The 21,836-nt window shown below is 60.1% G+C and carries 22 protein-coding genes and 1 tRNA gene; 10 read left to right on the top strand and 13 right to left on the bottom strand.

Features of this window, described 5'->3' with window-relative positions:
- Window positions 1-30 precede the first annotated feature (30 nt).
- Entirely contained in the window at window positions 31-912 is an 882-nt protein-coding gene (locus tag WNZ14_RS12045; RefSeq protein WP_342868898.1) for an alpha/beta fold hydrolase, read from the top strand.
- Between the two features lie 12 nt (window positions 913-924).
- Here WNZ14_RS12045 and gor read toward each other — a convergent pair whose 3' ends face one another.
- The 3 genes from gor to rpiA form a co-directional block, all read right to left on the bottom strand.
- Window positions 925-2,313, bottom strand: coding sequence for a glutathione-disulfide reductase (gene gor, locus WNZ14_RS12040; RefSeq protein ID WP_342868897.1), 1,389 nt, complete (start codon window positions 2,311-2,313; stop codon window positions 925-927).
- Window positions 2,314-2,521: 208 nt separating this feature from the next.
- Window positions 2,522-3,058: a DUF2059 domain-containing protein gene (locus tag WNZ14_RS12035; protein ID WP_342868896.1), complete on the bottom strand. Its 537-nt coding sequence runs from the start codon at window positions 3,056-3,058 to the stop codon at window positions 2,522-2,524.
- An 18-nt stretch (window positions 3,059-3,076) separates the two neighbouring features.
- A complete protein-coding gene (gene rpiA / locus WNZ14_RS12030; protein WP_342868895.1) occupies window positions 3,077-3,775 on the bottom strand; it encodes a ribose-5-phosphate isomerase RpiA in 699 nt (232 codons plus the stop codon).
- A 250-nt stretch (window positions 3,776-4,025) separates the two neighbouring features.
- Here rpiA and WNZ14_RS12025 point away from each other — a divergent pair, with 250 nt between their 5' ends.
- Entirely contained in the window at window positions 4,026-4,712 is a 687-nt protein-coding gene (locus tag WNZ14_RS12025; protein WP_342868894.1) for an HAD family hydrolase, read from the top strand.
- A 125-nt stretch (window positions 4,713-4,837) separates the two neighbouring features.
- Window positions 4,838-4,912: transfer RNA gene (locus WNZ14_RS12020), tRNA-Val, on the top strand.
- 52 nt (window positions 4,913-4,964) lie between these two features.
- On the opposite strand, the gene WNZ14_RS12015 is transcribed toward WNZ14_RS12020, so the two are convergent.
- The 3 genes from WNZ14_RS12015 to WNZ14_RS12005 all read right to left on the bottom strand — a co-directional run bounded on the left by WNZ14_RS12015 (window position 4,965) and on the right by WNZ14_RS12005 (window position 8,426).
- The gene (locus tag WNZ14_RS12015; RefSeq protein ID WP_342868893.1) at window positions 4,965-6,200 is read right to left on the bottom strand and encodes a sodium:proton antiporter; all 1,236 of its coding nucleotides are present in this window, start codon (window positions 6,198-6,200) and stop codon (window positions 4,965-4,967) included.
- A 90-nt stretch (window positions 6,201-6,290) separates the two neighbouring features.
- On the bottom strand, window positions 6,291-6,683 hold the full coding sequence (locus WNZ14_RS12010) for a DUF3775 domain-containing protein (protein ID WP_342868892.1): 393 nt from the start codon (window positions 6,681-6,683) through the stop codon (window positions 6,291-6,293).
- Window positions 6,684-7,070: 387 nt separating this feature from the next.
- Window positions 7,071-8,426: an NAD(P)/FAD-dependent oxidoreductase gene (locus WNZ14_RS12005; RefSeq protein ID WP_342868891.1), complete on the bottom strand. Its 1,356-nt coding sequence runs from the start codon at window positions 8,424-8,426 to the stop codon at window positions 7,071-7,073.
- A gap of 324 nt (window positions 8,427-8,750) precedes the next feature.
- Here WNZ14_RS12005 and WNZ14_RS12000 point away from each other — a divergent pair, with 324 nt between their 5' ends.
- The 6 genes from WNZ14_RS12000 (at window position 8,751) to WNZ14_RS11975 (ending at window position 14,215) form a co-directional block, all read left to right on the top strand.
- Window positions 8,751-9,863, top strand: coding sequence for an ABC transporter substrate-binding protein (locus WNZ14_RS12000; protein WP_342868890.1), 1,113 nt, complete (start codon window positions 8,751-8,753; stop codon window positions 9,861-9,863).
- Between the two features lie 73 nt (window positions 9,864-9,936).
- Window positions 9,937-10,830, top strand: coding sequence for an ABC transporter permease subunit (locus WNZ14_RS11995; RefSeq protein ID WP_342868889.1), 894 nt, complete (start codon window positions 9,937-9,939; stop codon window positions 10,828-10,830).
- Entirely contained in the window at window positions 10,827-11,615 is a 789-nt protein-coding gene (locus WNZ14_RS11990) for an ABC transporter permease (protein ID WP_342868888.1), read from the top strand. Before WNZ14_RS11995 ends, WNZ14_RS11990 begins: the two co-directional genes overlap by 4 nt.
- Complete coding sequence (locus WNZ14_RS11985; protein ID WP_342868887.1) at window positions 11,615-12,682, top strand: ABC transporter ATP-binding protein; 1,068 nt, start codon at window positions 11,615-11,617, stop codon at window positions 12,680-12,682. Before WNZ14_RS11990 ends, WNZ14_RS11985 begins: the two co-directional genes overlap by 1 nt.
- 271 nt (window positions 12,683-12,953) lie before the next feature.
- Window positions 12,954-13,880 (top strand): DnaJ C-terminal domain-containing protein, encoded by a 927-nt coding sequence (locus WNZ14_RS11980; RefSeq protein ID WP_342868886.1) that lies wholly within the window; start codon window positions 12,954-12,956, stop codon window positions 13,878-13,880.
- Window positions 13,877-14,215, top strand: coding sequence for a hypothetical protein (locus tag WNZ14_RS11975; protein WP_342868885.1), 339 nt, complete (start codon window positions 13,877-13,879; stop codon window positions 14,213-14,215). Before WNZ14_RS11980 ends, WNZ14_RS11975 begins: the two co-directional genes overlap by 4 nt.
- A gap of 102 nt (window positions 14,216-14,317) precedes the next feature.
- Here the strand turns inward: WNZ14_RS11975 and WNZ14_RS11970 are convergent, their stop codons facing one another.
- From WNZ14_RS11970 to WNZ14_RS11960, 3 genes are all read right to left on the bottom strand, one after another.
- Window positions 14,318-14,761 carry a hypothetical protein gene (locus tag WNZ14_RS11970; protein ID WP_342868884.1) on the bottom strand — a complete coding sequence of 148 codons (444 nt, stop codon included), beginning with the start codon at window positions 14,759-14,761 and terminating at the stop codon, window positions 14,318-14,320.
- Window positions 14,762-14,880: 119 nt separating this feature from the next.
- Window positions 14,881-15,546, bottom strand: a complete 666-nt coding sequence (locus WNZ14_RS11965) for a pyridoxamine 5'-phosphate oxidase family protein (RefSeq protein WP_342868883.1) — start codon at window positions 15,544-15,546, stop codon at window positions 14,881-14,883.
- Window positions 15,547-15,630: 84 nt separating this feature from the next.
- Window positions 15,631-16,653, bottom strand: a complete 1,023-nt coding sequence (locus WNZ14_RS11960; RefSeq protein WP_342868882.1) for a carbon-nitrogen hydrolase family protein — start codon at window positions 16,651-16,653, stop codon at window positions 15,631-15,633.
- Between the two features lie 153 nt (window positions 16,654-16,806).
- On the opposite strand from WNZ14_RS11960, the gene WNZ14_RS11955 reads away from it, so the two are divergent.
- Window positions 16,807-17,817, top strand: coding sequence for a helix-turn-helix domain-containing protein (locus WNZ14_RS11955; RefSeq protein WP_342868881.1), 1,011 nt, complete (start codon window positions 16,807-16,809; stop codon window positions 17,815-17,817).
- A gap of 41 nt (window positions 17,818-17,858) precedes the next feature.
- Here WNZ14_RS11955 and WNZ14_RS11950 read toward each other — a convergent pair whose 3' ends face one another.
- Genes WNZ14_RS11950 through WNZ14_RS11935 form a run of 4 tightly spaced genes read right to left on the bottom strand, consistent with a single transcriptional unit; the run spans window position 17,859 to window position 21,793 of the window.
- Window positions 17,859-19,151, bottom strand: coding sequence for an ArgE/DapE family deacylase (locus tag WNZ14_RS11950; RefSeq protein ID WP_342868880.1), 1,293 nt, complete (start codon window positions 19,149-19,151; stop codon window positions 17,859-17,861).
- Between the two features lie 14 nt (window positions 19,152-19,165).
- Complete coding sequence (locus WNZ14_RS11945) at window positions 19,166-19,798, bottom strand: 3-oxoacid CoA-transferase subunit B (RefSeq protein WP_342868879.1); 633 nt, start codon at window positions 19,796-19,798, stop codon at window positions 19,166-19,168.
- Window positions 19,799-19,805: 7 nt separating this feature from the next.
- On the bottom strand, window positions 19,806-20,498 hold the full coding sequence (locus WNZ14_RS11940; protein ID WP_342868878.1) for a CoA transferase subunit A: 693 nt from the start codon (window positions 20,496-20,498) through the stop codon (window positions 19,806-19,808).
- A complete protein-coding gene (locus WNZ14_RS11935; RefSeq protein ID WP_342870218.1) occupies window positions 20,498-21,793 on the bottom strand; it encodes an aspartate aminotransferase family protein in 1,296 nt (431 codons plus the stop codon). The genes WNZ14_RS11940 and WNZ14_RS11935 overlap by 1 nt, the downstream gene beginning before the upstream one ends.
- Window positions 21,794-21,836 lie beyond the last annotated feature (43 nt).

Genomic DNA, 21,836 nt, shown 5'->3' with positions numbered 1-21,836 from the left:
ATTGGCGGGCACTTTAGGAGACCATGCGCCATGCCGTCCGCGACCAAGAATTCAGCCAACAAGCCGGCCCATGTCGAAACCATCCGGTTTGAAGCTGCCGACGGCCACCCGCTTGAGGGCACGCTGACAACCGGGGACGGGAATGGACCGCTGGCGCTGATCTCCTCTGCCACCGCAGTCAAGCGCGGATTTTACCAGAAGTTCGCAGAATGCCTTGTTGCTGATTACGGCTTTCGCGCAGCTTTGACCTATGATTACCGGGGTACCGGTGGATCGATCAGCGACCGCTTCAATCCGCGCCAGATCTCGATGGCCGACTGGGGCATGAGGGATTTTCCTGCTGCCCTCACCCGACTTGAGCACGAAGCCCCGAACCATCGCGTTGTCGGCGTTGGCCAGTCCTATGGCGGCCAGGCATTGGGATTGGGCGGGGTTTCAGACCGCTTCGAGCGATACCTGATGGTGGCGACGATTTCCGGCTACTGGCGCCATCTGGGCGGTGGCTTGACTCTTTACGCGCTTATGAACCTTGTTGCCAACCCGCTCGCAACATTAGTGGGACGGGTTCCTGCAGGAATGGGACTGGGCTCCGGACTTCCAAGCGGCGTCTTCGCCGACTGGACCAAATGGTGCAGGAAACCGGACTACTTCTTCACCGAGCCGCGTTTTGATGCAAAAGCCCTGTTTGCTGAGGTGAGGACGCCAATCCTTGCCGTCGGCTCCACCGATGACCCCTGGGGAACGCCTGCGGCCCGCGACGCTATCATGCGCCACTTCGTCAACGCACAAGTGGAAACGAGATGGCTCGACCCTCAAACAGCCGGCGGCCCGATCGGCCATCTCGATTTCTTCCGTTCGCGCTTTCGCGACACACTCTGGCAGGACCCGATTGACTGGCTGAAAGGCGCTTGACGCTTATGCAGCTCAGACCCGCTCGCCACCCTTTACCCGGTAGCTCGGCTTGTACATAGTCACCAGCTCTTCCGATGCCGTCGGGTGGACTGCCATGGTGCGATCGAAATCATCCTTGGTGCAACCGGCCTTGAGCACGATGCCGAGGATCTGCGCCATTTCGCCGGCCTCGTGGCCGAGGATGTGGACGCCGAGCACCTTGCGGTCTTCTGAATTGACCACGATCTTCATGATGGTTTTTTCCGACCGCCCAGACAGGGTGGCCTTCATTGGCCGGAATTCAGCGCGGTAGATTTGAAGCTCGTCATAACACTTTGAGGCTTCATCTTCGGACAGGCCGACGGTGCCGATCTCGGGCTGGGAGAAGACTGCCGTGGCGATCAGGTCATGATCCGGCGACGTCGGCCGGTCATGGTAGAGCGTATCGATCAGGCACATCGCCTCATGGATGGCGACCGGCGTCAGCTGCACACGGTCGGTGACATCGCCAACCGCATAGATGCTTTCGACATTGGTGCGCGAGTAGTCGTCAATCAGGATTTCGCCCTTGACGCCGGTCTTCACGCCCGCAGCCTCAAGCCCGAGACTTTCGGTGTTGGGATCGCGGCCAAGCGCCAGGAGGACCTGATCCGCCATGAGCGATTTGCCGCCAGACGTATGGGCCAGCAACCGGCCATCGGGTCCGCGTTCGACCTTGGAAAAGATCTCCTGACAGATGATCCGAATGCCTTTTTCTTCCATCGCCATGTGCAGTCCGCGCCGCATATCAAGATCGAATTTGGAGAGAATCTCCTGCCCGCGGTAGATTATCGTCGTCTCGACGCCGAGCCCATGAAAAATGTTGGCAAATTCGACCGCGATATAGCCGCCGCCTGCGATCACGATAGCCTTCGGCAGTTCCTCGAGGTGAAACGCCTCATTGGAGGTGATGCAGAGTTCATGACCGGGAAGCGAAGCATGCGGGTTTGCGCTTCCGCCCACGGCAATCAGGATTTTCTCGGCGGTTACAGTCTGCCCGCTCGACTTGATCAGCACGGAATTGGGACCGGTGAGTTCGGCGCGCGAAGAGATGATCTCGGCACCGGCATTCTCCAGCCCGCGTCGGTAGAGAGCTTCCAGCCGGTCGATCTCGCGGTCCTTGTTGGCAATCAGCGTCTTCCAGTCGAACGCGCTTTCGCCGACGCTCCAGCCGTAGCCGCGCGCATCCTCGAAATGCTCGGAGAACTGCGAGGCATAGACAAACAGCTTTTTCGGCACGCAGCCGCGAATCACGCAGGTGCCGCCAAACCGGTACTCCTCGGCAATCGCCACCTTCTTGCCCAGACCCGCGGCAAGACGCGCCGCCCGGACGCCGCCTGAACCTCCGCCAATGACAAAAAGGTCGAAGTCAAATTCGCTCATGTGCGGAAATCCTCTTGTGCGCTTTGCCGGGAACCGTTGCTCCCAGCATGACGATGCCGGACGTGAATGCGCCGGTGTGCTTGCTGCCTATTTAGCCAAGCCTGTACAAAATAAAAGCCCGGGCGTTGGCCCGGGCTTTCAATTGGCTGCGCCAACACGACAATGTGATGCCGCAGGGAACCGCTCAACGCGGCTCGATAGAAATTCGTTACGGCTTGACGTCGGAAAGTGTCGGGCGCTCGCCAACTTTCTCGGTCAACGCAGCACTGACATTTGCAGACAGGTCGCGGGTGACCCCGGCAGCCCAGATATCAGCCGATTTGACCAGTTCACGCGTAACCAGCGGACCAGTTTCAATCAGCTTCTTGCCGGCATCGGATGTGTAGAATGCAGCGATCGCATCCAGCTCGTCCTTGGTAAAGGCCTTGGCGTAGATCTGGGCAGCTTCCTTCTCGAGGTCGCCACGGCGCGGGACGATCTTCAAAGCTTCTTCATCGACGGTCGCGCTGATGACTTCTTCAAGGTCGGCATTGGCCCGAATCAGGCTGACTTTCAGCTGCTCGGCGGTGCCTGGGATGATGCCATCGAACTGATCTGTTGATCCGAGAGCGGCGATTGCTCCCCGCGCAGCGGCAATGTGGTCGTCGCTGAGCTCCTGCGCCATGGCCGAATTGCCCGCAACAGCGAGGCCAGAGATCACAATCACGCCCGCGCCGAAACGCTTGAGACCGGTTAGGATAGTCATGTTCGGTTTCACTCCTGTTTAATCCTTCGCAAGCAATGTCCGCGCGCCACTTTGCGAAGCGATGATCGCGGCATCTGCCATATTGAGAAACAATCCGTGTTCGACCACACCGGGGATTGTGGCGAGCCCTTTTGCGAGCGCTTCTGCATCCGGAATGCGGCCAAAAGATGCATCAAGGATGAAATGTCCGCCATCGGTGAGATAAGGACCGTCCTTGTCGGGACGCTGAACGATCTCGCCGGTCAGTCCGAGTTTCGTCACGAGCCGCTCGACCGCAAGCCGGGTCGCGGTCATGCCGAAGCACGCAATCTCGATCGGCAGCGGAAACTGCCCGAGCGTGTCGACCAGCTTGGTCTCGTCGGCAATGACAATCATCCTCGACGAGGCCGAAGCGACGATCTTCTCGCGCAGCAGCGCACCGCCGCCGCCCTTGATCAGCCCAAGCGAAGCATCAACCTCGTCAGCGCCGTCAATGGTCAGGTCAAGTTCCGGCAGGTCATCGAGAGAAAACAGCGGCACCCCGAGCTCGACACATAGCCGCGCCGTGCGCTCGGATGTCGGAACCCCCTGAACATTGAAGCCGTCGGCGACCTTTTCCGCCAGCAGCCGGACAAATTCATCCGCGGTGGAACCGGTTCCGATACCGAGCCGCATACCGTCCTCGACGTGTTCGAGTGCTGCCTGCGCTGCTGCGATCTTGAGTTGCCGGGCGTCCATGCCAGTCTGCCATTGTTGTTGATGCTGGTCCGCCTGTTAGCATGGAAGCCAGACAAGGCAAAGCCCGTGATGCCACCTCGTGCCAATGGCTTTGCATTCCGGGCCAGTATCAACGACAAATCGCCGATTTTCCAAAGAAACCTGCATATCCAATGCAAATGTGTCGGCAATTGCGCCTGTATGGCTTCCCTGTTAAGTCAGCGCCGCAACGGCCAACAGCGCCGCCCGTCCTCTACGTCCCGGAGCCATCATGACATCCTCCCTGGTTATTTTCGACCTCGACGGCACGCTGATCCACACCGCGCCCGATCTCATGGCGAGCCTCAATCACGTGCTGGGTCTGAACAACCTCGCCCCGGTGACTTTCGAAGACATGACCTGGCTGGTCGGCCAGGGCGCCAAGGTGATGATCGAACGCGCCTGGGAGCATCATGGCCATGCCTCTTCGCCCGAGCAGCTGGAAGAAGCGTTCGACGCCTTTCTGGTCCACTACGCCGCCGAAATGCCGGGCGAGTCCGAGCCCTATCCCGGCCTGATCAGCGCACTCGACCGGCTTGAGGCGGAAGGCATGAAGCTCGCCGTCTGCACCAACAAGACCGAAGCGCTGGCCCGCCGCCTGCTCGAATGCCTTGGCCTGACCGGGCGTTTCGCTGCCATCACCGGTGGCGATACATTTGCGGTGCGGAAGCCGCATGGTGACCATATTCTCGGAACCATCGACATGGCGGGCGGGAAGCACAACAACGCGGTGATGATCGGCGACAGCGTCAATGATATCCTGGCAGCGCAGAATGCTTCGGTTCCGACAATCGCCGTTCCCTTCGGCTATTCCGACAAGCCGGTCGTGAGCTTCAATCCGGATGTCATCATCGAGCATTTCGACGAGCTCGATGCAGAGTTGGTGCATCGACTGATCGCAGCACGCGCCGCGGCTTAATCGCGCCAGCCATCCCACTGGTTTCAAAATCAACCCCGTCCGCGGAACTGTCGCTTGACGCCTGCCCCGCGCAGCGCTTATACCGCCGCAGATCCGTTCGGACCGCCAGGCGCGGGACCAGCGACGGGCGCGTAGCTCAGCGGGAGAGCACTGCATTCACACTGCAGGGGTCACAGGTTCAATCCCTGTCGCGCCCACCATTAATTTCAACGGATTGGATGGTTCAGTCGGGTCTTTCTGGCCCGCATGCCATCACTTCACCACCCGCTTGATCACCGCGCGCAAGCTCAGGCCCTGGACAATCAGGGTGAACACCACCACGGCATAGGTTGCTGCGAGCAGTTCCGACTTTTCAGGGACCTCCGGCAGGGAAAGCGCCAGCGCGACCGAGATGCCGCCGCGCAGGCCTCCCCATGTCAGAACAGGAATGGTCCCCCGCGCGAACTTGCGAAACAGGCCGAGCAGCAGGACCGGCCCGCTGACCGCAGCGAGCCGTGCTACAAGAACCAGCGGCACGGCCAGCGCCATCAGCCAGCCGAAGGCCGGCTCGAACCGCAGCACCAGAACTTCAAGCCCGATCAGCAGGAAAAGGATCGAGTTCAGCATTTCGTCGATCAAGGTCCAGAAGCCGAAAAGGTATCTCTGGGTCTGGTCGCTCAGTGCGTCGCGCGGGCCCCGGCTTCCGACCAGCAATCCCGCAACCACGACAGCGAGCGGACCGCTGACCCCCAGCCTCGATGCAATCGCATAGGTTCCCACCACCAGCGCCAGCGAAATCAGCACCTCGATCGAATAATCATCGATGGCGCGCATGGCGCGGTAGGCAACATAACCAGTGACGGCACCAAGGGCTGCACCGCCGACAGCCTCGATCAGGAACATCCGGCCGACCTCGAGGCCGTCAAGCGTGCCGCCAAGGGCCGCATCGACGAGAACGGCAAAAAGCACCACGCCGACGCCATCGTTAAACAGGGTCTCGCCGGTCATGACGGTCTGAAGATCTTTTGAGACCTTGACCTCCTTGAGTGTCGCGAGAACCGCAACCGGGTCGGTGGGACTGATCAACGCCCCGAACACAAGCGCCCAGGGCAAGGAGATAGAGACCCCCAACAGATCGGCCGCTGCCCAGACCACCAATCCGATTATCGCGGTCGAAACCACGACACCAATGGTCGCCATCGCGCCGATTGTGAACGCGCGACTTCGAAGGCCCATGACATCGACATTCAGCGCGCCCGCAAACAGCAGGAACGCCAGCATTCCATCGAGAACAGTTCCCTCGAAATCGACCTGGCGCACAATCCGATTGAGGTTTTCGTAGTTGAACAGCCCCGGCACCAAGGTCTCGGCGGCGATGACAACGAGCGAGGCGCCGAGACCCATAACGAGCAGGCCGATGGTGTGCGGCAACAGTGCCAGCCGGAAATTGACCCAACTGAACGTCGCCGTCAGCACCAGAAGGATTGCAACAAGCTCAAACTGCGACATTGCATTCACCGCTGCCAATGTTTGGTGTGAGCTACCCTCGCCCCGAGGTCGGCTTTGGCAGACAATCGATCAACAGCCTACCGCCCAGCTTCATTCGACGCCATACTCGCGCATCTTCTCTAGACCCTCGGTCAGGAACTCGCCTGCCTCCGGTTGACCCAGCAGGTAACGGCTGACCAGCCCTTCGTGCTGTTGCCGCGCGAGCACCTTTGTCTCTTCCCACTGCTCGGGTTCAGCATCGCCGCGGCCGATCCAGAACAGGGCGACCAGCGCATCCTTCTGCTCGTCGTTCATGCTGTAGATCTCTTGCGTGATCTCGTCGCGGCTGAGGTCGCCGTCGGTCTCCTGCAGCGTCGCAGCCACCTCGTCGTCGGCGGCATTGCCGCCAAGGTCGGGCACATCTGTGCCTTCCTTCGCCGTCACGGCATTGAGCCGCAACACCAGTTCTTCGATCCGGGCACTGTTAAAGGGAAGATCAGCCATCATTATCTCCTGTCGTTCAAAGCATGAGGCTACCATGCCGGGTTCACCCGGCACTGATATCGATCATGATGCAATGTTTGCCGCTGCGTGATCCCGTCTCCGGGGCCGCAGCGCCGTGAAATCTCTAGAAGCCCCCGATCACTCAAAGGCGCTTGATGTTACGGCCAGATAAGCCGACCCCGCGTTCAACGCGGTGATGGCCGCCTGGTTCCGAAGCTTTTCTCACTTGCGATCTCGACCAACGTGCCAACTCGGAACCGGCGAGTGCAGACATGCCGAGCATCCCGAAACCCTTGAGCTACGCGCAGCTCAGCGCGACAGCACTGCAGTCAAACGGCAGGTGATACAAGCTCAGCCCCTATCGCGCACGCCACTCCCGGACAAGCCTCAGTCAGCCAGGCGGTCTTCAATGATTTGCGCTGCGTTTCGACCACTTTGGTAAGCCCCGTGAACGGTCGCGTGGTATTCGAAATTCGTATGCTCGCCTGCCAGAAGGATGGTATCGGCAACAGGTGCGGCAAGATCATCAAAGTGCTTTGGTTGCGAACCGACCGAGCTGTAGGAGTATGCACCCCGGCTGTTCGGGTTCTTCGACCAGCGTGTTGCCAGGTGGCCTGAAGGCTCCGGCACATCGCCGCCAAACATTGTCCTGACGGCATCCATGCAGTCAGCCACCATCTCGTCATCGCTCATTGCTTCCGCCGTCTGCGCGTAACTGCCGAAACACAGGCCCAGCAGGATGTTCTCCTCACTGAAGGTCCGGTAATTGAGAAAATAGTTCCAGCGGCCGCGTGTTTCGGTCATAAGGCCGAAATACTGAACATCTGCGGGCCAATAGGCCTTGTCGAACTTGAGCGCCAGCTTGGTAACATTGCCCATGCCGATCTTTTCGATGCTGCGGCGATGGCCTTTGGGAAGCGGTGGATCAAACCGGATATCGCCTGACTTGAGCACACCCAAAGGCACTGTGCAGATCACGAAGCTGGATTCGAAATCACCCGCATCCGTGGAAACGACAGCCCCCTCTCCTTTCTCATAGGCAATTGCCGAAACACGTGTGTTCAGCCGGATGTCGAGCGGGCCAGCCATTTGCCGGATGATGGTGTCGTAGCCTTGCGTCAAGATCACATCATCGCCGGGGTACACGCCATCCTCGTCGAAATAGTAGCCCGAGAGCTTGTCGATGGGGCCGCCCGTCGAGAACTCGGTATAGGCAGAGGTCATCCAGTTGACGACCGGATCAGACTTCAGTTTCCCGCCCATCCGTGCAATCGCCTTGGAGAGCGCCATGTCATTGTCGAGTTCGTCGTCTATCGCGGCATAGAGCTTCTCAAGACGCTTGTTGCCTGCATCAATGTCACTGACAGAGACAGGATCGCCATTCGCCGCAAAGACGCGATAACTGTCGTCATCGGTGACGAATGGCTTGGCATCGACCGCCTCTGCCAGGTCCGAAATCGGGTTCCCGTCCGGCCCGTGGATCCAACCGGCGCCAACCTCGAACGGTGCCTCAAGCGTCCAGTCGGTCTTGATCCGTCCGCCAGGGACGCTGTCGGCCTCAAGAACAATCGTCTCGTATCCCAATTCGACCAGGCGCTGCGCTGCAGCCAGCCCCGCAATACCGGCGCCGATGACAATGACATCCACATCCGCGATCGCTGCCCTGGCCTTGCGTGGCAGCAGCATCGGCAGGGCGGCAGTGCCGAGAAGGCCCGCCTTCATAAGCTGACGGCGTGAGATCATGGTCATTCCCCTCCAAATCCACAATTGGCAACAGGTTAGCCGGGAAGACCGAGCTTGAACAGCAACCAGCACCAGCCTCCTTTTAGCAGAGCAGGCCAGAGCGAATTTCCAGCGCCGCCTGACAAGATGAGCCGGCTAAATTTTTCACTATTGCGAAAAGGCTGAAAATGCAGTTGGATCACCTTCTGGCGACAATGCGAACTGCGACTGTCATCCTGCCGTCATGGACGGCGCTTAGGTGCTCACGTCGTGGTGACCAAATCACCTGAGACCCCTGAGAACGGGCAATAACAAACCGCTTAGGCGGAAACAGGAGCGTTCGAAATGTCGAGACTTCAAAAGCTTGGCGTGGTGCTTGCCACCACCACAGCATTCACGATGAATTTTGCCGGCGCGGCATTCAGCCAGAACATGGACGAGCTGGTCGCAGCCGCCAAGGCCGAAGGCATGCTGACCACAATCGCGTTGCCGCACAGCTGGTGCGGTTACGGTGACGTGATCGCTGGTTTCAAGGCGAAGTACCCCGAAATCACCGTCAATGAGCTCAACCCTGACGCCGGCTCCGCCGACGAACTCGAAGCCATTCGCGCCAACAAGGACAACACCGGTCCGCAGGCGCCGGACGTCATCGACGTCGGCCTCGCCTACGGTCCGGCTTCGAAGGCCGAAGGCCTGGTCCAGCCCTACAAGGTCTCGACATGGGATTCGATTCCCGATGGCGCCAAGGATGCCGAAGGCTTCTGGTACGGCGACTATTACGGCGTGATGTCGTTCCTGGTGAACAAGGATCTGGTCGCCAACACACCAATGGACTGGTCGGACCTGCTCAAGCCTGAATATGCAGGCCAGGTCGCACTTGCCGGTGATCCGCGCGCGTCCAACCAGGCAATCCTGGGTGCTCTGGCGGCCGGTCTGTCAACCGGAGCGGCTGCTGGCAAGGAAGCCGGCGAAAAGGGTCTCGAGTTCTTTGCAGAACTCAACAAGGCCGGCAACTTCGTCCCCGTGATCGGCAAGGCCGGAACACTGGCTCAGGGCGCAACCCCGATCATCGCCATGTGGGACTACAATGCGCTGGCTGCCAAGGACACACTCGCAGGCAACCCGCCGGTTGAAGTCGTGGTTCCGGCTTCGGGCGTTCTCGCCGGTGTTTACGTGCAGGCAATCAGCGCCTACGCACCGCACCCCAACGCTGCCAAGCTCTGGATGGAATACCTCTATTCGGACGAAGGTCAGCTCGGCTGGCTCAAGGGCTATTGCCACCCGATCCGCTTCAACGACATGGCTGCCCGCGGCGTGATCCCGCAGGATCTGCTCGACGCCCTGCCGCCGGCAGAAGGCTATGCCAAGGCCTACTTCCCGACGCTTGACGAAGTCAACGCCAACAAGGAAGCCGTTGTTGCCGGATGGGATGCCGTCGTCGGCGCCAACGTTCAGTAAAATATCTGCCTGAAAACCCGCCCCGCGACCATCGCGGGGCGGATGCTTTTTCTCCTCATACGATCGTGGCTTGATGACATCCCGGCCCTCCCCCGACATCGCCAGGCGCGTACCCTTGATGGCAAGGCTGCCGTTGCACTGGCTCGGGCTCGTTCCGTTCCTGCTGTTCGTGACCTTGTTCCTGCTGGCTCCGACCATGTACATCGTGGTGGGCGCGTTCCGCACCATCGACGGGACATTCACGTTCGACAATGTGATCGGCCTCAACACGGCTTCGATCCGGTCAGCCTACTGGGTTTCGATCAAGATCTCGCTGGCCTCGGCATCGCTCGGATGCCTGATCGGCTTCTGCATGGCGGCCGCGATGACGCTCGGCGGCCTACCGAAGGCTATCCGCGGACCACTGCTGACATTCTCCGGCGTCGCCTCGAATTTTGCTGGCGTGCCGCTGGCGTTTGCCTTTCTCGCCACCCTCGGCCCGATTGGCCTGGTCACGGTTTTTCTCAAAACCAGTCTCGGCATTGATTTGCGCATGCTCGGCTTCAACATCCTGAGCTTCTGGGGCCTGACGATCACCTATCTGTTCTTCCAGATCCCGCTGATGATCCTGATCATCACGCCGGCCCTTGACGGCCTGAAGCGGGAATGGCGCGAAGCTGCGGAAATTCTCGGCGCAACCGGGCCGCAATACTGGCGGATGGTGGCGTTTCCGATCCTGTTTCCGGCGATACTGGGCACCATGGCTCTCTTGTTTGCCAATTCCTTTGGCGCTGTGGCCACCGCGATCGCGCTGACCGGGTCGTCGCTCAACATCGTCCCGATCCTGCTGTTTGCCCAGATCCGCGGCGATGTGCTGGGCGATCCGCATCTGGGCTACGCGCTGGCCTTTGGCATGATCGTGGTCACCGGCATTGCCAACACGATCTATATCGTGCTGCGCGCGCGCTCCGAGAGGTGGCAGAAATGAAGCGTCTTGCCGCCTGGGCCGCCCTCGCATTCGGCGTCCTCTATTTCCTGCTGCCACTGTTGGGCATGACCGAGTTTTCGCTGAAAATGCGGCGCGGCGTCTATTCGCTCGATGCCTATGCGAAAGTGCTGGCCGATCCGAGATTTCAGGAAACCTTCAGCTACTCCGTGATCATGGCGATTTTCACCATCCTGTTCGGTGTGCTGCTGGTGGTGCCGACTGCCTACTGGGTCCGGCTCAAGCTGCCGCGCGCGCGGCCCTATGTTGAATTCCTCACCTTGCTGCCGCTGGTGATCCCGGCCATTGTTGTCGTTTTCGGCTACATAAGGCTCTACAACACCTCGAGCTGGCTGCCGCTGACCGGCACCGCGACGGGCACCAACATCCTTCTTATGTTTGGTTATGCGACGCTGTCGCTGCCCTACATGTACCGCGCCGTCGACACGGGCTTGCGCACCATCGACGTGACCACCCTGACCGAGGCCGCGCAATCGCTCGGCGCCAGCTGGTTCACCATCCTCGGCCGGCTGATCCTGCCCAATGTTCTTGTCGCAGTCCTGTCGGGCGCCTTTGTCACGCTCGCCATCGTTATTGGCGAGTTTACGCTGGCGGCGCTTCTCAACCGTCCCGCCTTCGGGCCTTACATGCAGTTGCTCGGTGCCAACCGCGCCTATGAGCCTGCTGCCCTCGCCGTGATCGCCTTTGGCATCACCTGGGCCTGCATGGGGCTCATCCAGCTTGTCGCGCGGCTCGCGCCCAAACCAGCAATTCCGGTGAAAGACTGATGACTGAAGCTCCCTATCTCTCGATCAACGGAATTTCCAAATCCTACGGGGCCACGCAAGTTGTGCGCAACGCCGACATCGAGGTCGGCCGCGGCGAGTTCGTCTCGTTTCTCGGACCATCGGGCTGCGGCAAGACGACAATCCTGAGGATGGTGGCAGGTTTTGAGACGCCGAGCACCGGCTCGATCAGCATTGACGGCCGTGACGTCACCTATCTCAAGCCGAGCCAGCGCAATATTGGCATGGTGTTCCAGTCCTATGCGCTGTTTCCGAACCTGACGGTGGCAGGCAATATCGGCTTTGGCCTCAGGGTGGCGGGGGTCGGTCGCGCGGACATCGACAAGCGCGTCACGGAAATGCTGGCGCTGATCGGGCTGCCGCAACTGGCTGACCGGTTTCCATGGCAGCTGTCGGGCGGCCAGCAGCAGCGCGTGGCGCTTGCCCGGGCGATCGCGCCGCGCCCCACCGTGCTTTTGCTTGATGAGCCACTTTCGGCGCTCGACGCCAAGATCCGCGTGTCGCTGCGCGAGGAAATCCGCGCCATCCAGCAGGATCTCGGCATCACCACGATTTTCGTGACCCACGACCAGGAAGAAGCGCTTTCCATGTCAGACCGGGTCATGGTCATGAACCAGGGCCGGATCGAACAGATCGGCACGCCAGCCGAGATCTACAATCACCCGAGCACGTCCTTTGTCGCAGCCTTCGTCGGCACTTTGAGCCAGCTCGATGCGACGGTGACCGACACCACACGCGGAGAAGCCACAGTCGGACCAGCGGCGATCTCCGGCCTGTCGCTTCCGAGCACAGTAAAGCAGGGCGATGCCATCCGTCTGGCGCTGCGACCGGAATCGATCCGGCGCGAACATCGCGATGGCGACCAGACGCTGGAAGCCCGCATCGAGTCGGTCAATTTCCTCGGCGCGGTCATCCGCATCAAACTGCTGATCGGCGACGTTGCGCTGTCACTTGACACATTCAACGACCCGACACGGCCGCCGCCGGTGACCGGGCAGACGATAAAGGTGCATTTCGCGCCTGAAACCGTTCTTGCCCTGACCGACTGAGCTCGGCCCTGATACCGGCCCAAGCCGTGAACGCATGCAGCCTTGCCGCAGCATAGGTTAAACCCGTCGTGCTGCAGGCCGGACACGCGCGCATTGACCAATCCCTGATTGATCAAGCTCAATGCGGTCCCTCAAGCCGCAATGCTAAAAATGTCCACAATGCAGATCACACTGAGCTGGCCGTCCTTGCATGCGACCAAAAACACACCAGATGTCTGTCTTGGGCACGAGTGCAGAAAGATGAGTGGCGGCCAATGCTGGAGCAAACCGAATGAAGAACCCTTATGAAGCCCTAGGGCTGAAAAAGGAGGCGACTGACCAGGACATCAAGCTCGCCTTCAAGAAGCTTGCGAAGAAGTACCATCCCGACCTGCATCCTGATGACAAGCAGGCCGAAGCCAAATTCAAGGACATCGCAGCCGCCTATGAGTTCCTCAAGGACAAGGACCGGCGCAAGCGTTTCGATGCCGGCGAGATCGATGCATCGGGTGCGGAAAAACAGCAGCAGTATTATCGCGATCATGCAGGCCCGCAATCATCGGGTTTCCACGCCAGCCAGGACGGATTTGCCAGCAATGAAGATCTCGAGGAATTTCTCGCCCGCGCCTTTGGTGGCGGCATGGGCGGCAGGCGCAGCGGTGGTCCCGGCGGCATGAAGGCGGCAGGTCAGGACGTGAACTATACCTTGCGCGTTTCCTTCCTCGACGCCGCAAAGGGCGGAGTGAACACGCTGCAGCTACCCGATGGAAAGACACTCAAGGTCACCATCCCCGAAGGGGCAGAAGATCGCCAGACATTGCGGCTCAAGGGTCAGGGCGGCCCGGGCTTTGGCGGCGGCCCCGCTGGCGACGCCTATATCGAACTGCACATCGAACCCGATGCGCATTTTGTCCGCAAGGACGACAACATCCATCTCGAGGTTCCGGTCACGCTGAAGGAAGCGGTTCTCGGCGCCAAGATCGAGGTTCCGACGCTGACCGGCCATGTGAGCCTCGCGGTGCCGAAAGGCTCCAACACCGGCGCCAAGCTGCGGCTCAAGGACCGCGGCATCAAAAACCGGAAAACCGGGGTGAGAGGTCATCTCTACGTCACCCTCAAGGTGGTGCTGCCCGATGGCAATGAGCCGGAACTGTCGGCATTCCTTGAAGGCTGGACACCCGAGCATGCACAAAATCCTCGCAAGGAGATGCTGTCATGAGAAATCTGGAAGAGGTGATTTCGCTGGTTCCCGAACTGCATCGCGAGGATCTGGAACGCTGGATCCGCGATGCGCTGGTTGAAGCGGCGCAAGAGGCGGGACACCCGACCTTCAGCGAGCTGCAATTTGCCCGCGTCCGGCTGATCTGCACCTTGCGCTACGACATGGATGTCGAGGAAGAGACGTTGCCGGTTGTCCTTGACCTGCTCGACCAGCTGCATGACACGCGCGAGCGGCTGCACACGCTGAGCCAGGCTGTGCTGGCGCAGGACGCGGAGGTAAAGGCCGCTGTTCTTCAGGTCTTGGCCGAAGCCAAGCGGACCCGGGGCAGCTGAATTGAATGCATGAAAAAGCCGCCTGCCCCGCTGCATTGCCCTTCCGGCTGGAGTGGCAAAGACGCTGCGGGAAGCAGGCGGCTCATTTAACACGTGCCCGGTTTAGGGACGAACGATCGTATAGCCGTTTTCACTCAGCTCGATGATCGTGACCACACCGGCAGGCACCACCTCGGCAAACTCGAAAATCGGCACGTCCTTGCCGGATTTCTTCGCCATCGCCTGCCTGGTGTTGTCACAGGCCTGAAAATGTACGTTCGGCATGCTGGCCACGAAATTGGTGATCCGGTCAGCCACCGGCGATGTATCCGGACGCAACATGTGCAGGCCGGCATTGAAGGCGACGACCTTGATGTCGACCATATCGCCGCGCTCAGAATAGAGCCGCGACACGTTCGCAGCCACATTCATCACCGTGTTCATCTTGTCGGCATCATTGTCACTGATCTGCAGCACCAGCTTGTGCTCGGCCGCAGCCGCAATCGATGGCATCGCCAGCATGGCAATCGCAAACAGCGCCGCCAGCATTCCTCCCAGGTGTCTCATGTCAGTCCTCCCGTTTCCATTTCAAATGCACATATTCAGATTAACCAATGTAATTTGAACCGCAATCGATATTGTTGGAAGGACTTAGTCATCATCCGCATGAAGTGGCAGCCTGCTCGTCAGGAAGTGCCTTCCATCAGTTTCTCAACATAGCCGTCAAACGTAATTGTGCCACCCTCCGCAGCGGCGCGGCCGTTGTCCCTGGCGGGCAAGGCATCCTGCACCATGTCGATCCGCTTCCAGCTGGGGAACGGCTGTTCTCCCTTGTCGTCGGGAACATACGGGCTTTGAGAGACCCGCTTGTGCTTGTGGATATAGCGCGCGCAATTGAGGAAGCAGGCGGTTACATCCACGCGCACCAGCATGTTGGCGCCGGGATAATTCGCCAGTTCGGGATCCTCGGGTGACAGCTTTGCATTTCCCTGCACCCGGATCCGGTTGGGCGTTTCCATATCGATGAACAGCAGACCGACCTTCGCGGCTTCGGAAATGTTGCCCATCGACTTGAACATGCCGTTGCCGTCATAGTTCGGAAATACCAGAGTGCGCGAATCCAGCACCTTGACCAGTCCTGCGGCTCCGCCCTTGTAGCTCACCGTCGGCTCGCCTCCCGCACTGACGGTCGAGAGAAAGAAGAAGTCGCGGCTTTCAATGAACGGCACATGCGGCGCCTCGATTTCGTCGCGGACAATCGCCTGCACCACCACATTGGCAAGCTTGACGCTGTCATGCCGGGCTTGCAGCTCGCGTTGCGCATCTGTGTAAAACTCGTCGCTTGTAAGCATCTCGAAAATCCTTCTGACAGAGAGCTGCCCCCTGCCCCGAATGGGATGGACCTTGCGTCCTGACGGGAACAGAGGGCCTGGTGCTTATTCGGCAGCAGCTTGCTGCATCACGCTGAGCTGTTCTTCCGCGGCTTCAGCGATGTCCCGCGCTGCATCGTTCTCAAACGACATCACCACCGGGCTGGGCTTCTGGTTGAACATCAACCGGAAAACATCCGGCCGCGAATAATGCCCGCAAGGATCGGCCGCCGCCTTGGCGATCGAAATCATGTTGAGATCGATTTCGGCGATCACCAGACCGTCCTCATGTTCATCAAGTACGTTGCCCATCGGTGAGCCGTCCGGCCCGAATATCCGGGCAAATCCGCCACCAGTTGTCAGGAACTGCTGCTTCATCGGCGTGTCGCAGAGCATGTCGAACATATCCTGGCTGACGGTTGCACAGGCCGCAAGCACGAAACACTGGCCTTCGGCGGCGTACATCTGGCTCGCCGCAGTGTTGAGCTCAGGGCCAAGCGCGTAGGCGCCGCCCTTGTAGAGGCTGAAGCTGGGCCACGAGCCGATGTGGATCTGCTCGTTCTGCGAATACATGGCGTATTTGTTCAGCGGCTGCAGATGCTCCCAGCAGCACAGCGCGCCAACCCGACCCAGATCCGTCGGTTTGACCACCATGTCGCTGCCATCACCTTCACCGAACACCGTCCGCTCGACATGGGTTGGCTTGAGCTTGCGGCGTCGCGAGATGATCTCTCCATCGGCGCCGTAGTGCCATTGCGAGATGTAGAGCGTGCCGTTGTGGCGTTCGGAGAGCCCCATGACCACCTGAATATCATTATCCCGCGCGGCCTTGGCCAGCCGCTTGTCCTGTGCGCTGCCGCGTTCGACCGAATTGAGATTGTAGGGAATGACGTAAGCCATGGTGACGGCTGGCGCATCAAGCCAGATCCACCACGGATAGCCGGGCAACCAGGTTTCCGGAAACGCGATCAGCTTGACGCCCTGCGCGGCGGCCTGCTCGATGAGCCCGACGGCCTTGTCGATGCCCGCATCCAGATTGAGAAAAGCCGGAGCGGCCTGCACTGCTGCAACTTTGAATGATCCTGACATATCTGTTCCCTTTTATTGGATTTCCATCGTCAAACAGAATGTCATCCGCGAGAGCAGCACACTTTACTGACTGGGCGAGCAAACTTGTGATTCTGGGCAGACGAAAAAAACGCTTGATTTTCGCCGGAATTGGTCAATTCTTGAACCTGAACAATGGAGGCTGAACTGATCGAAACCGGCATCCACCTGACCACCAACACGGTTCATCAGCGCGACAGATTTGCATTCTGGCGCGAGGCTGTCTGCGACACCTATGTTCGCCTTGAATGCACGTCCAATGCGCAAACCAACTTTGTCGGGGAGATCCGGTTGAACCGGATGCCGCGCATTTCAACGTCCTTTGTCTCCGGAAGCCAGCAGCTGGTACGCCGACGCAAACGCGATATCGGACAGGCGAGCGACGACTGGTTCCTGCTCAGCATTCAGTTGGAAAAACAGGGTCTTGTCGAGCAATGCGGGCGAAGGGCCGAACTCGGCTATGGCGACTTTGCGCTCTACAGTTCCAGCGAACCCTATGATCTGACGCTACCTGACGGTTTCCGTCAGCTTGTCGTCCAGATTCCCAAAGCAGAGATGCTGCAACGATTGCCCAATGCCGATTTGCTCACCGGGATGACAGTCAGCGGAGCCACGCAGATTGGCGGCCTTGTCCGCGACAGCGTGTTACGACTGGTCGAGGCGCAGGCGAGCGCCAATGCCATCACCAGCCGTTGCCTTGAAGACAGCATCATCGACCTGTGCGCAACAGGACTGACCACCCTTCGGGGCGCAGGCGACATCCGCACCGCGTCAGAGCAGCGACTGATTCATCAAGCCGACACCATCATCGCCCAGCGCCTGAGGGATCCGGAGCTCGATCGCGCCGAAATCGCTGCCGCCTTGTCAATTTCGATCCGACGCCTGAGCGAGGTGTTTCAGGCCGAAGGAACGTCGGTTGCAAGCAAGATCCGCGAGCAGCGGCTTGCCGGCGTGGCTTCGGACTTGCGCAATCCGCAGTTCGCAGGCTGGACCGTCAGCGCCATCGCCATGCGCTGGGGCCTGAACAATTTGCAGCATTTCTCACGGATTTTCCGTGAGCAGTTCGGTGTCTCTCCTCGGGACTATCGAGCTTTGGGGCTGATCGGTGGTTGCAAGACACCACCCGGCGCATATCGCCAGGAATAACTCAGGCCCGCATATTGCCGCATTGCATGCCAGTATGCGCCTCAGATCTTTTCCAGACCACACCAACTGGCAATGAACAAGGCTGTCGCCTGCGTGACCCGCCTGACAGATTCCAGTTCGACGCGCTCGTTGAACCCATGAATGGCTTCGGCCCTAGGTCCGTAGACCAGCGACGGAATGCCGGCATAAAGCCCGAAGAACCGCGCGTCGGTGGTGGCGGTGATGGCGATCTTGTCGAGCGGCTTGCCGGTGACCGTCCGGTGAGCGGTTTCAAGCGCCGAGATCGCGCGGGTGGCGTCGGCTGACCCGTCCTCCGACAGCGCATAGCCTTCAGCGTGAAAGCCGTGATAGATGATTTCCGGCGCGTTTTTGCTCAGGAACGGATGGCCCTGCGCGGCCTCCGCCAGCACCGCCTCGATCTCACGCTTGGCGTCTTCGAGGTTCTGGCCGGGGAACAGGCCCATCCGCACATCGAACACGCACCAGGCCGGAACCGAACTGGTCCAGTCGCCGCCCTGTATTTTTCCAATATTGAGATTAAGCGCGTGATTGTGTCCGGCATAGGCGCCGTGGCGGCGGTCGGTGGCGTTCCAGCGGTGCTCCATCTCGTGCAGCGCTGCAATCAGCGGAATTGCAGCCTCTATGGCGTTCGAGCCGCTGCCGGCATAGGCAACGTGAACCGGGATGCCCTTGAGATGCACCTGGAACCAGAGCACGCCAAGCTGCGCCTTCACCAGCTTTTCCTCGAACGGCTCGGGGATCAGCGCCGCATCGGCAGTATAACCACGCTGCAGGCAGGCGAGCGCGCCATTGCCGGTGCATTCCTCCTCGACCACGGACTGGATGAACACGTCGCCTGCGGGTGCAAAGCCCAGGTGCCGAAGCGCATCGAGCGCGAACAGGTTTGAGGCAAGACCCGCTTTCATGTCGCCGGCGCCGCGGCCATACATCCAGCCGTCCTCGATCCGCGGCTCAAAGGGCGGCGTGTCCCACATGTCGAGCGGGCCTTCGGGCACCACATCGATATGGCCGTTGAGGATCAGGCTCTTGCCGTTGCCGCCGCGGGTCCGGTGGGTGCCGACCACATTGACCGCATCCTCGTAATTGCCGATCACCGGCGAGAATCCCGGCAGATGCGCGATGTCAGCGACGTCAATGGTCCAACGGTCAACAGCGTAGCCGCGTTGCGCCAGTTCGCCCGCCATGAAGTCCTGCGCCGACTGTTCCCTGCCACGAGTGGACGGGTGGGAGGTGAGTTCGGCGAGAAACTCGATCTCGCGGTCAAACACCGCATCCACCGCGTTCAGAATTGCTGTCTCATCGTCCGGGGTCATGGGTCTGTCCGTTCCTAGAATGTCGGCATCGGTCCGTCGGCGACGATCAAACCCGCGCCGGTGGCGTCCCTCACCTCGGCGAGCGTAACGCCTTCAGCGATCTCGACAAGATGCAGGCCGTCGGGTTTGACATCACAGACGGCCATGTCGGTGTAGATGCGGTGAACGCAGCCCACGGCAGTCAACGGCAGGGTGCAGCGTTTGAGGATCTTCGGATTGCCGTGCTTGTCGGTATGGGTGGTGAGAACACCAACGCGCCTGGCCTTCTGTGCCAGCTCGATTGCCCCGCCGACGCCGGCCGCGAACTTGCCCGGGATGATCCAGTTGGCAAGATCGCCATTCTCGGCCACCTCAAAAGCACCAAGGAGGGTAAGATCAAGCCGACCTCCCCGAACCAGCGCAAACGACACCGCGCTGTCAAAGAACGATCCGCCGGGCGCGCAGGTGACGTAACCACCACCGGCATCGATCAGATTGCGGTTGGCGTGACGGGGCGCCGCCAGCCCGCCAACGCCGGCAATGCCGTTTTCCGCATGCAGGCAGACCGGGCAATCAGGCGCGACAAAGTTCATAACCTGGGTCGGCAGACCGATGCCAAGATTGACGGTCATGCCGGGTTTGATATCCGCCGCTGCTCGTCGCAGCATTCTGTCCTTAGCGCTTGACGACACCGTACACCTCCGGAAGTTCAGGCAGGGCAACCAGGTGATCGACAAAGGGCGCAGGCGTGTGTACGGCATCGGGGTGAATCACACCGATTGGCACGATGGTCTCCGCTTCGGCGATCGTGCATTCCGCCGCCATTGCCATCAGCGGATTGAAATTGCGCGCGGTCGCCTCATAGACGAGATTGCCGGCAGTGTCGGCGCGGGCCGCATGGACCAGCGCGAAATCCGCCTCAATTGCGGGTTCAAACAGATAAGTCTTGCCGTCGATCTCGAGCCTCTGCTTGCCTTCGGCCAGAAGCGTTCCCATGCCGATGTCGGAGACAAAGCCCTTCAACCCGGCGCCCGCGATGCGGATGCGTTCGGCGAGTATGCCCTGAGCGACGAATTCAACCTCGACCTCGCCGGCGTTCATCATCCGGATGGCATTGGCATTGAGCCCGATGTGGCTGGTGATCAGACGTTTCACCATGCCTGCGGCAAGCAGCCAGTCGACGCCCATTGCGGCTTCATTTGCATCGTTCTTGATGATGGTGAGGCCTTTTGGCCCATGCCGAACCAGCTCCTCGATCAGACAAAACGGCGTTCCGGGCACGCCGAAGCCGCCGATCATGACGCGTGCGCCATCGCCGATCTGGGCGATGGCTTCTGTCATCGTCGTGGATTTATCGAGTGCCGGCATTACCGGTTCACCGGCAGGTTTATCTCTGCTGCCATCGCATCGATACACTCGATCAGGGTGCCGATGATTTCACCTATTTGCTCAGCGGTGATGATCAGCGGCGGGCAGACCAGGAAATGGTCGCCCTCATGGCCGCCACGGGTGCGGCGCGAATAGATGATCAACCCGCGCTCGTAAGCGATATCCACCAGCCGGTTGTAGGCGTTGAGCGCCTTTGGCAGCGGCACCATGGTTTCGCGGTCGGAGACAAGTTCGAACGCGAGCAGCAAACCCTTGCCGCGCACATCGCCAATGAACGGATAGCGGTCCATCAGCTTGGTGAGTTCCGCCTTCAGCAGGTCGCCCATCACCCTGGCATTTTCGACCAGATTGAGGCGGTCCATTTCTTCGAGAACCGCGCAACCGGCAGCACAGGCCAGCGGATTGCCGGCATAGGTAAAGCCGTGCATGAAGCCGCCGGCGTCGAGCACCTTGTCGACGATCACATTCTGCGCAACCATCGCACCCAGCGGCGAGTAGCCCGCGGCAAAGCCCTTCGACAGCGCAACGATATCCGGGATCACGCCCCAGTGCTCGGATGCCACGAACTTGCCGGTGCGCCCTGCCCCGGTCATCACCTCGTCGTAGATCAACAGGATGCCGAACTCGTCGCAGATCTCGCGGATACGGCCGTAATAGCTGTCGGGCGCCACAAGCGCGCCAGTCGACGCGCCGCCGACGGGCTCCATTATGAAGGCGAGAACCGTTTCCGGACCCTGTGCGAGAATTTCGTCGCGCAGCATGTCGGCGTATTTCAGCCCGCGGTCCGCGTCCGAGAGATTGTCGCGGTCGAGATAGCAGAGCGGCGCGGCGATCTTCGGCATCGGGCGGAACATCGCCTCGAACGGCTTGGTCAGCGGATCGTAGCCGGTGAGCGCCACGGCACCCAGCGTGCCGCCATGATAGGAGGGAAACCGCGAAATCACCTTCCAGCGGCTGTCCTGCCCAATTGCCAGCGCATATTGCCGGGCAAGCTTGATGGTGCTTTCGATAGCTTCCGAGCCGCCCGAGACGAAAAACACCCGGTCAAGGCCCTCGGGCATCCGTTCGGCGGTCATCCGCGCCAGTGTTTCAGCCGCCTCGTTCTGGAAATGCAGCCGGTAGCCGAAAGTGGCCTTGTCCATCTGCGCTTTCATAGCGGTGAGCACATTGGCGTTGGAATGGCCGATGTTGGACACCATCGCGCCGCTCGATCCATCGAGATAGCGTTTACCGGTGGTGTCATAGAGATAGATACCCTCCGACCGGTCGAGCATCGGCCGGGTCAGACGGGACTGGTAGAAAAGATTGGACTTCAGA

This window comes from Hoeflea sp. AS60 (genome assembly GCF_038900115.1).
Taxonomy (GTDB): Bacteria; Pseudomonadota; Alphaproteobacteria; order Rhizobiales; family Rhizobiaceae; genus Hoeflea.
This window is presented reverse-complemented; position numbering and strand designations above follow the sequence as displayed.

Coding starts and splice junctions, on each gene's coding strand:
- WNZ14_RS12025 (WP_342868894.1), top strand. CDS start 4,026: ATGACATCCTCCCTGGTTATTTTCGACCTCGACGGCACGCTGATCCAC.
- WNZ14_RS11970 (WP_342868884.1), bottom strand. CDS start 14,761: ATGAGACACCTGGGAGGAATGCTGGCGGCGCTGTTTGCGATTGCCATG.
- WNZ14_RS11940 (WP_342868878.1), bottom strand. CDS start 20,498: ATGCCGGCACTCGATAAATCCACGACGATGACAGAAGCCATCGCCCAG.
- WNZ14_RS11960 (WP_342868882.1), bottom strand. CDS start 16,653: ATGTCAGGATCATTCAAAGTTGCAGCAGTGCAGGCCGCTCCGGCTTTT.
- gor (WP_342868897.1), bottom strand. CDS start 2,313: ATGAGCGAATTTGACTTCGACCTTTTTGTCATTGGCGGAGGTTCAGGC.
- WNZ14_RS12035 (WP_342868896.1), bottom strand. CDS start 3,058: ATGACTATCCTAACCGGTCTCAAGCGTTTCGGCGCGGGCGTGATTGTG.
- WNZ14_RS11950 (WP_342868880.1), bottom strand. CDS start 19,151: ATGACCCCGGACGATGAGACAGCAATTCTGAACGCGGTGGATGCGGTG.
- WNZ14_RS12045 (WP_342868898.1), top strand. CDS start 31: ATGCCGTCCGCGACCAAGAATTCAGCCAACAAGCCGGCCCATGTCGAA.
- WNZ14_RS11995 (WP_342868889.1), top strand. CDS start 9,937: ATGACATCCCGGCCCTCCCCCGACATCGCCAGGCGCGTACCCTTGATG.
- WNZ14_RS12015 (WP_342868893.1), bottom strand. CDS start 6,200: ATGTCGCAGTTTGAGCTTGTTGCAATCCTTCTGGTGCTGACGGCGACG.
- rpiA (WP_342868895.1), bottom strand. CDS start 3,775: ATGGACGCCCGGCAACTCAAGATCGCAGCAGCGCAGGCAGCACTCGAA.
- WNZ14_RS11955 (WP_342868881.1), top strand. CDS start 16,807: ATGGAGGCTGAACTGATCGAAACCGGCATCCACCTGACCACCAACACG.
- WNZ14_RS11945 (WP_342868879.1), bottom strand. CDS start 19,798: ATGCTGCGACGAGCAGCGGCGGATATCAAACCCGGCATGACCGTCAAT.
- WNZ14_RS11965 (WP_342868883.1), bottom strand. CDS start 15,546: ATGCTTACAAGCGACGAGTTTTACACAGATGCGCAACGCGAGCTGCAA.
- WNZ14_RS11980 (WP_342868886.1), top strand. CDS start 12,954: ATGAAGAACCCTTATGAAGCCCTAGGGCTGAAAAAGGAGGCGACTGAC.
- WNZ14_RS11985 (WP_342868887.1), top strand. CDS start 11,615: ATGACTGAAGCTCCCTATCTCTCGATCAACGGAATTTCCAAATCCTAC.
- WNZ14_RS11935 (WP_342870218.1), bottom strand. CDS start 21,793: ATGCTCGACCGGTCGGAGGGTATCTATCTCTATGACACCACCGGTAAA.
- WNZ14_RS12005 (WP_342868891.1), bottom strand. CDS start 8,426: ATGATCTCACGCCGTCAGCTTATGAAGGCGGGCCTTCTCGGCACTGCC.
- WNZ14_RS12010 (WP_342868892.1), bottom strand. CDS start 6,683: ATGGCTGATCTTCCCTTTAACAGTGCCCGGATCGAAGAACTGGTGTTG.
- WNZ14_RS11990 (WP_342868888.1), top strand. CDS start 10,827: ATGAAGCGTCTTGCCGCCTGGGCCGCCCTCGCATTCGGCGTCCTCTAT.
- WNZ14_RS12000 (WP_342868890.1), top strand. CDS start 8,751: ATGTCGAGACTTCAAAAGCTTGGCGTGGTGCTTGCCACCACCACAGCA.
- WNZ14_RS11975 (WP_342868885.1), top strand. CDS start 13,877: ATGAGAAATCTGGAAGAGGTGATTTCGCTGGTTCCCGAACTGCATCGC.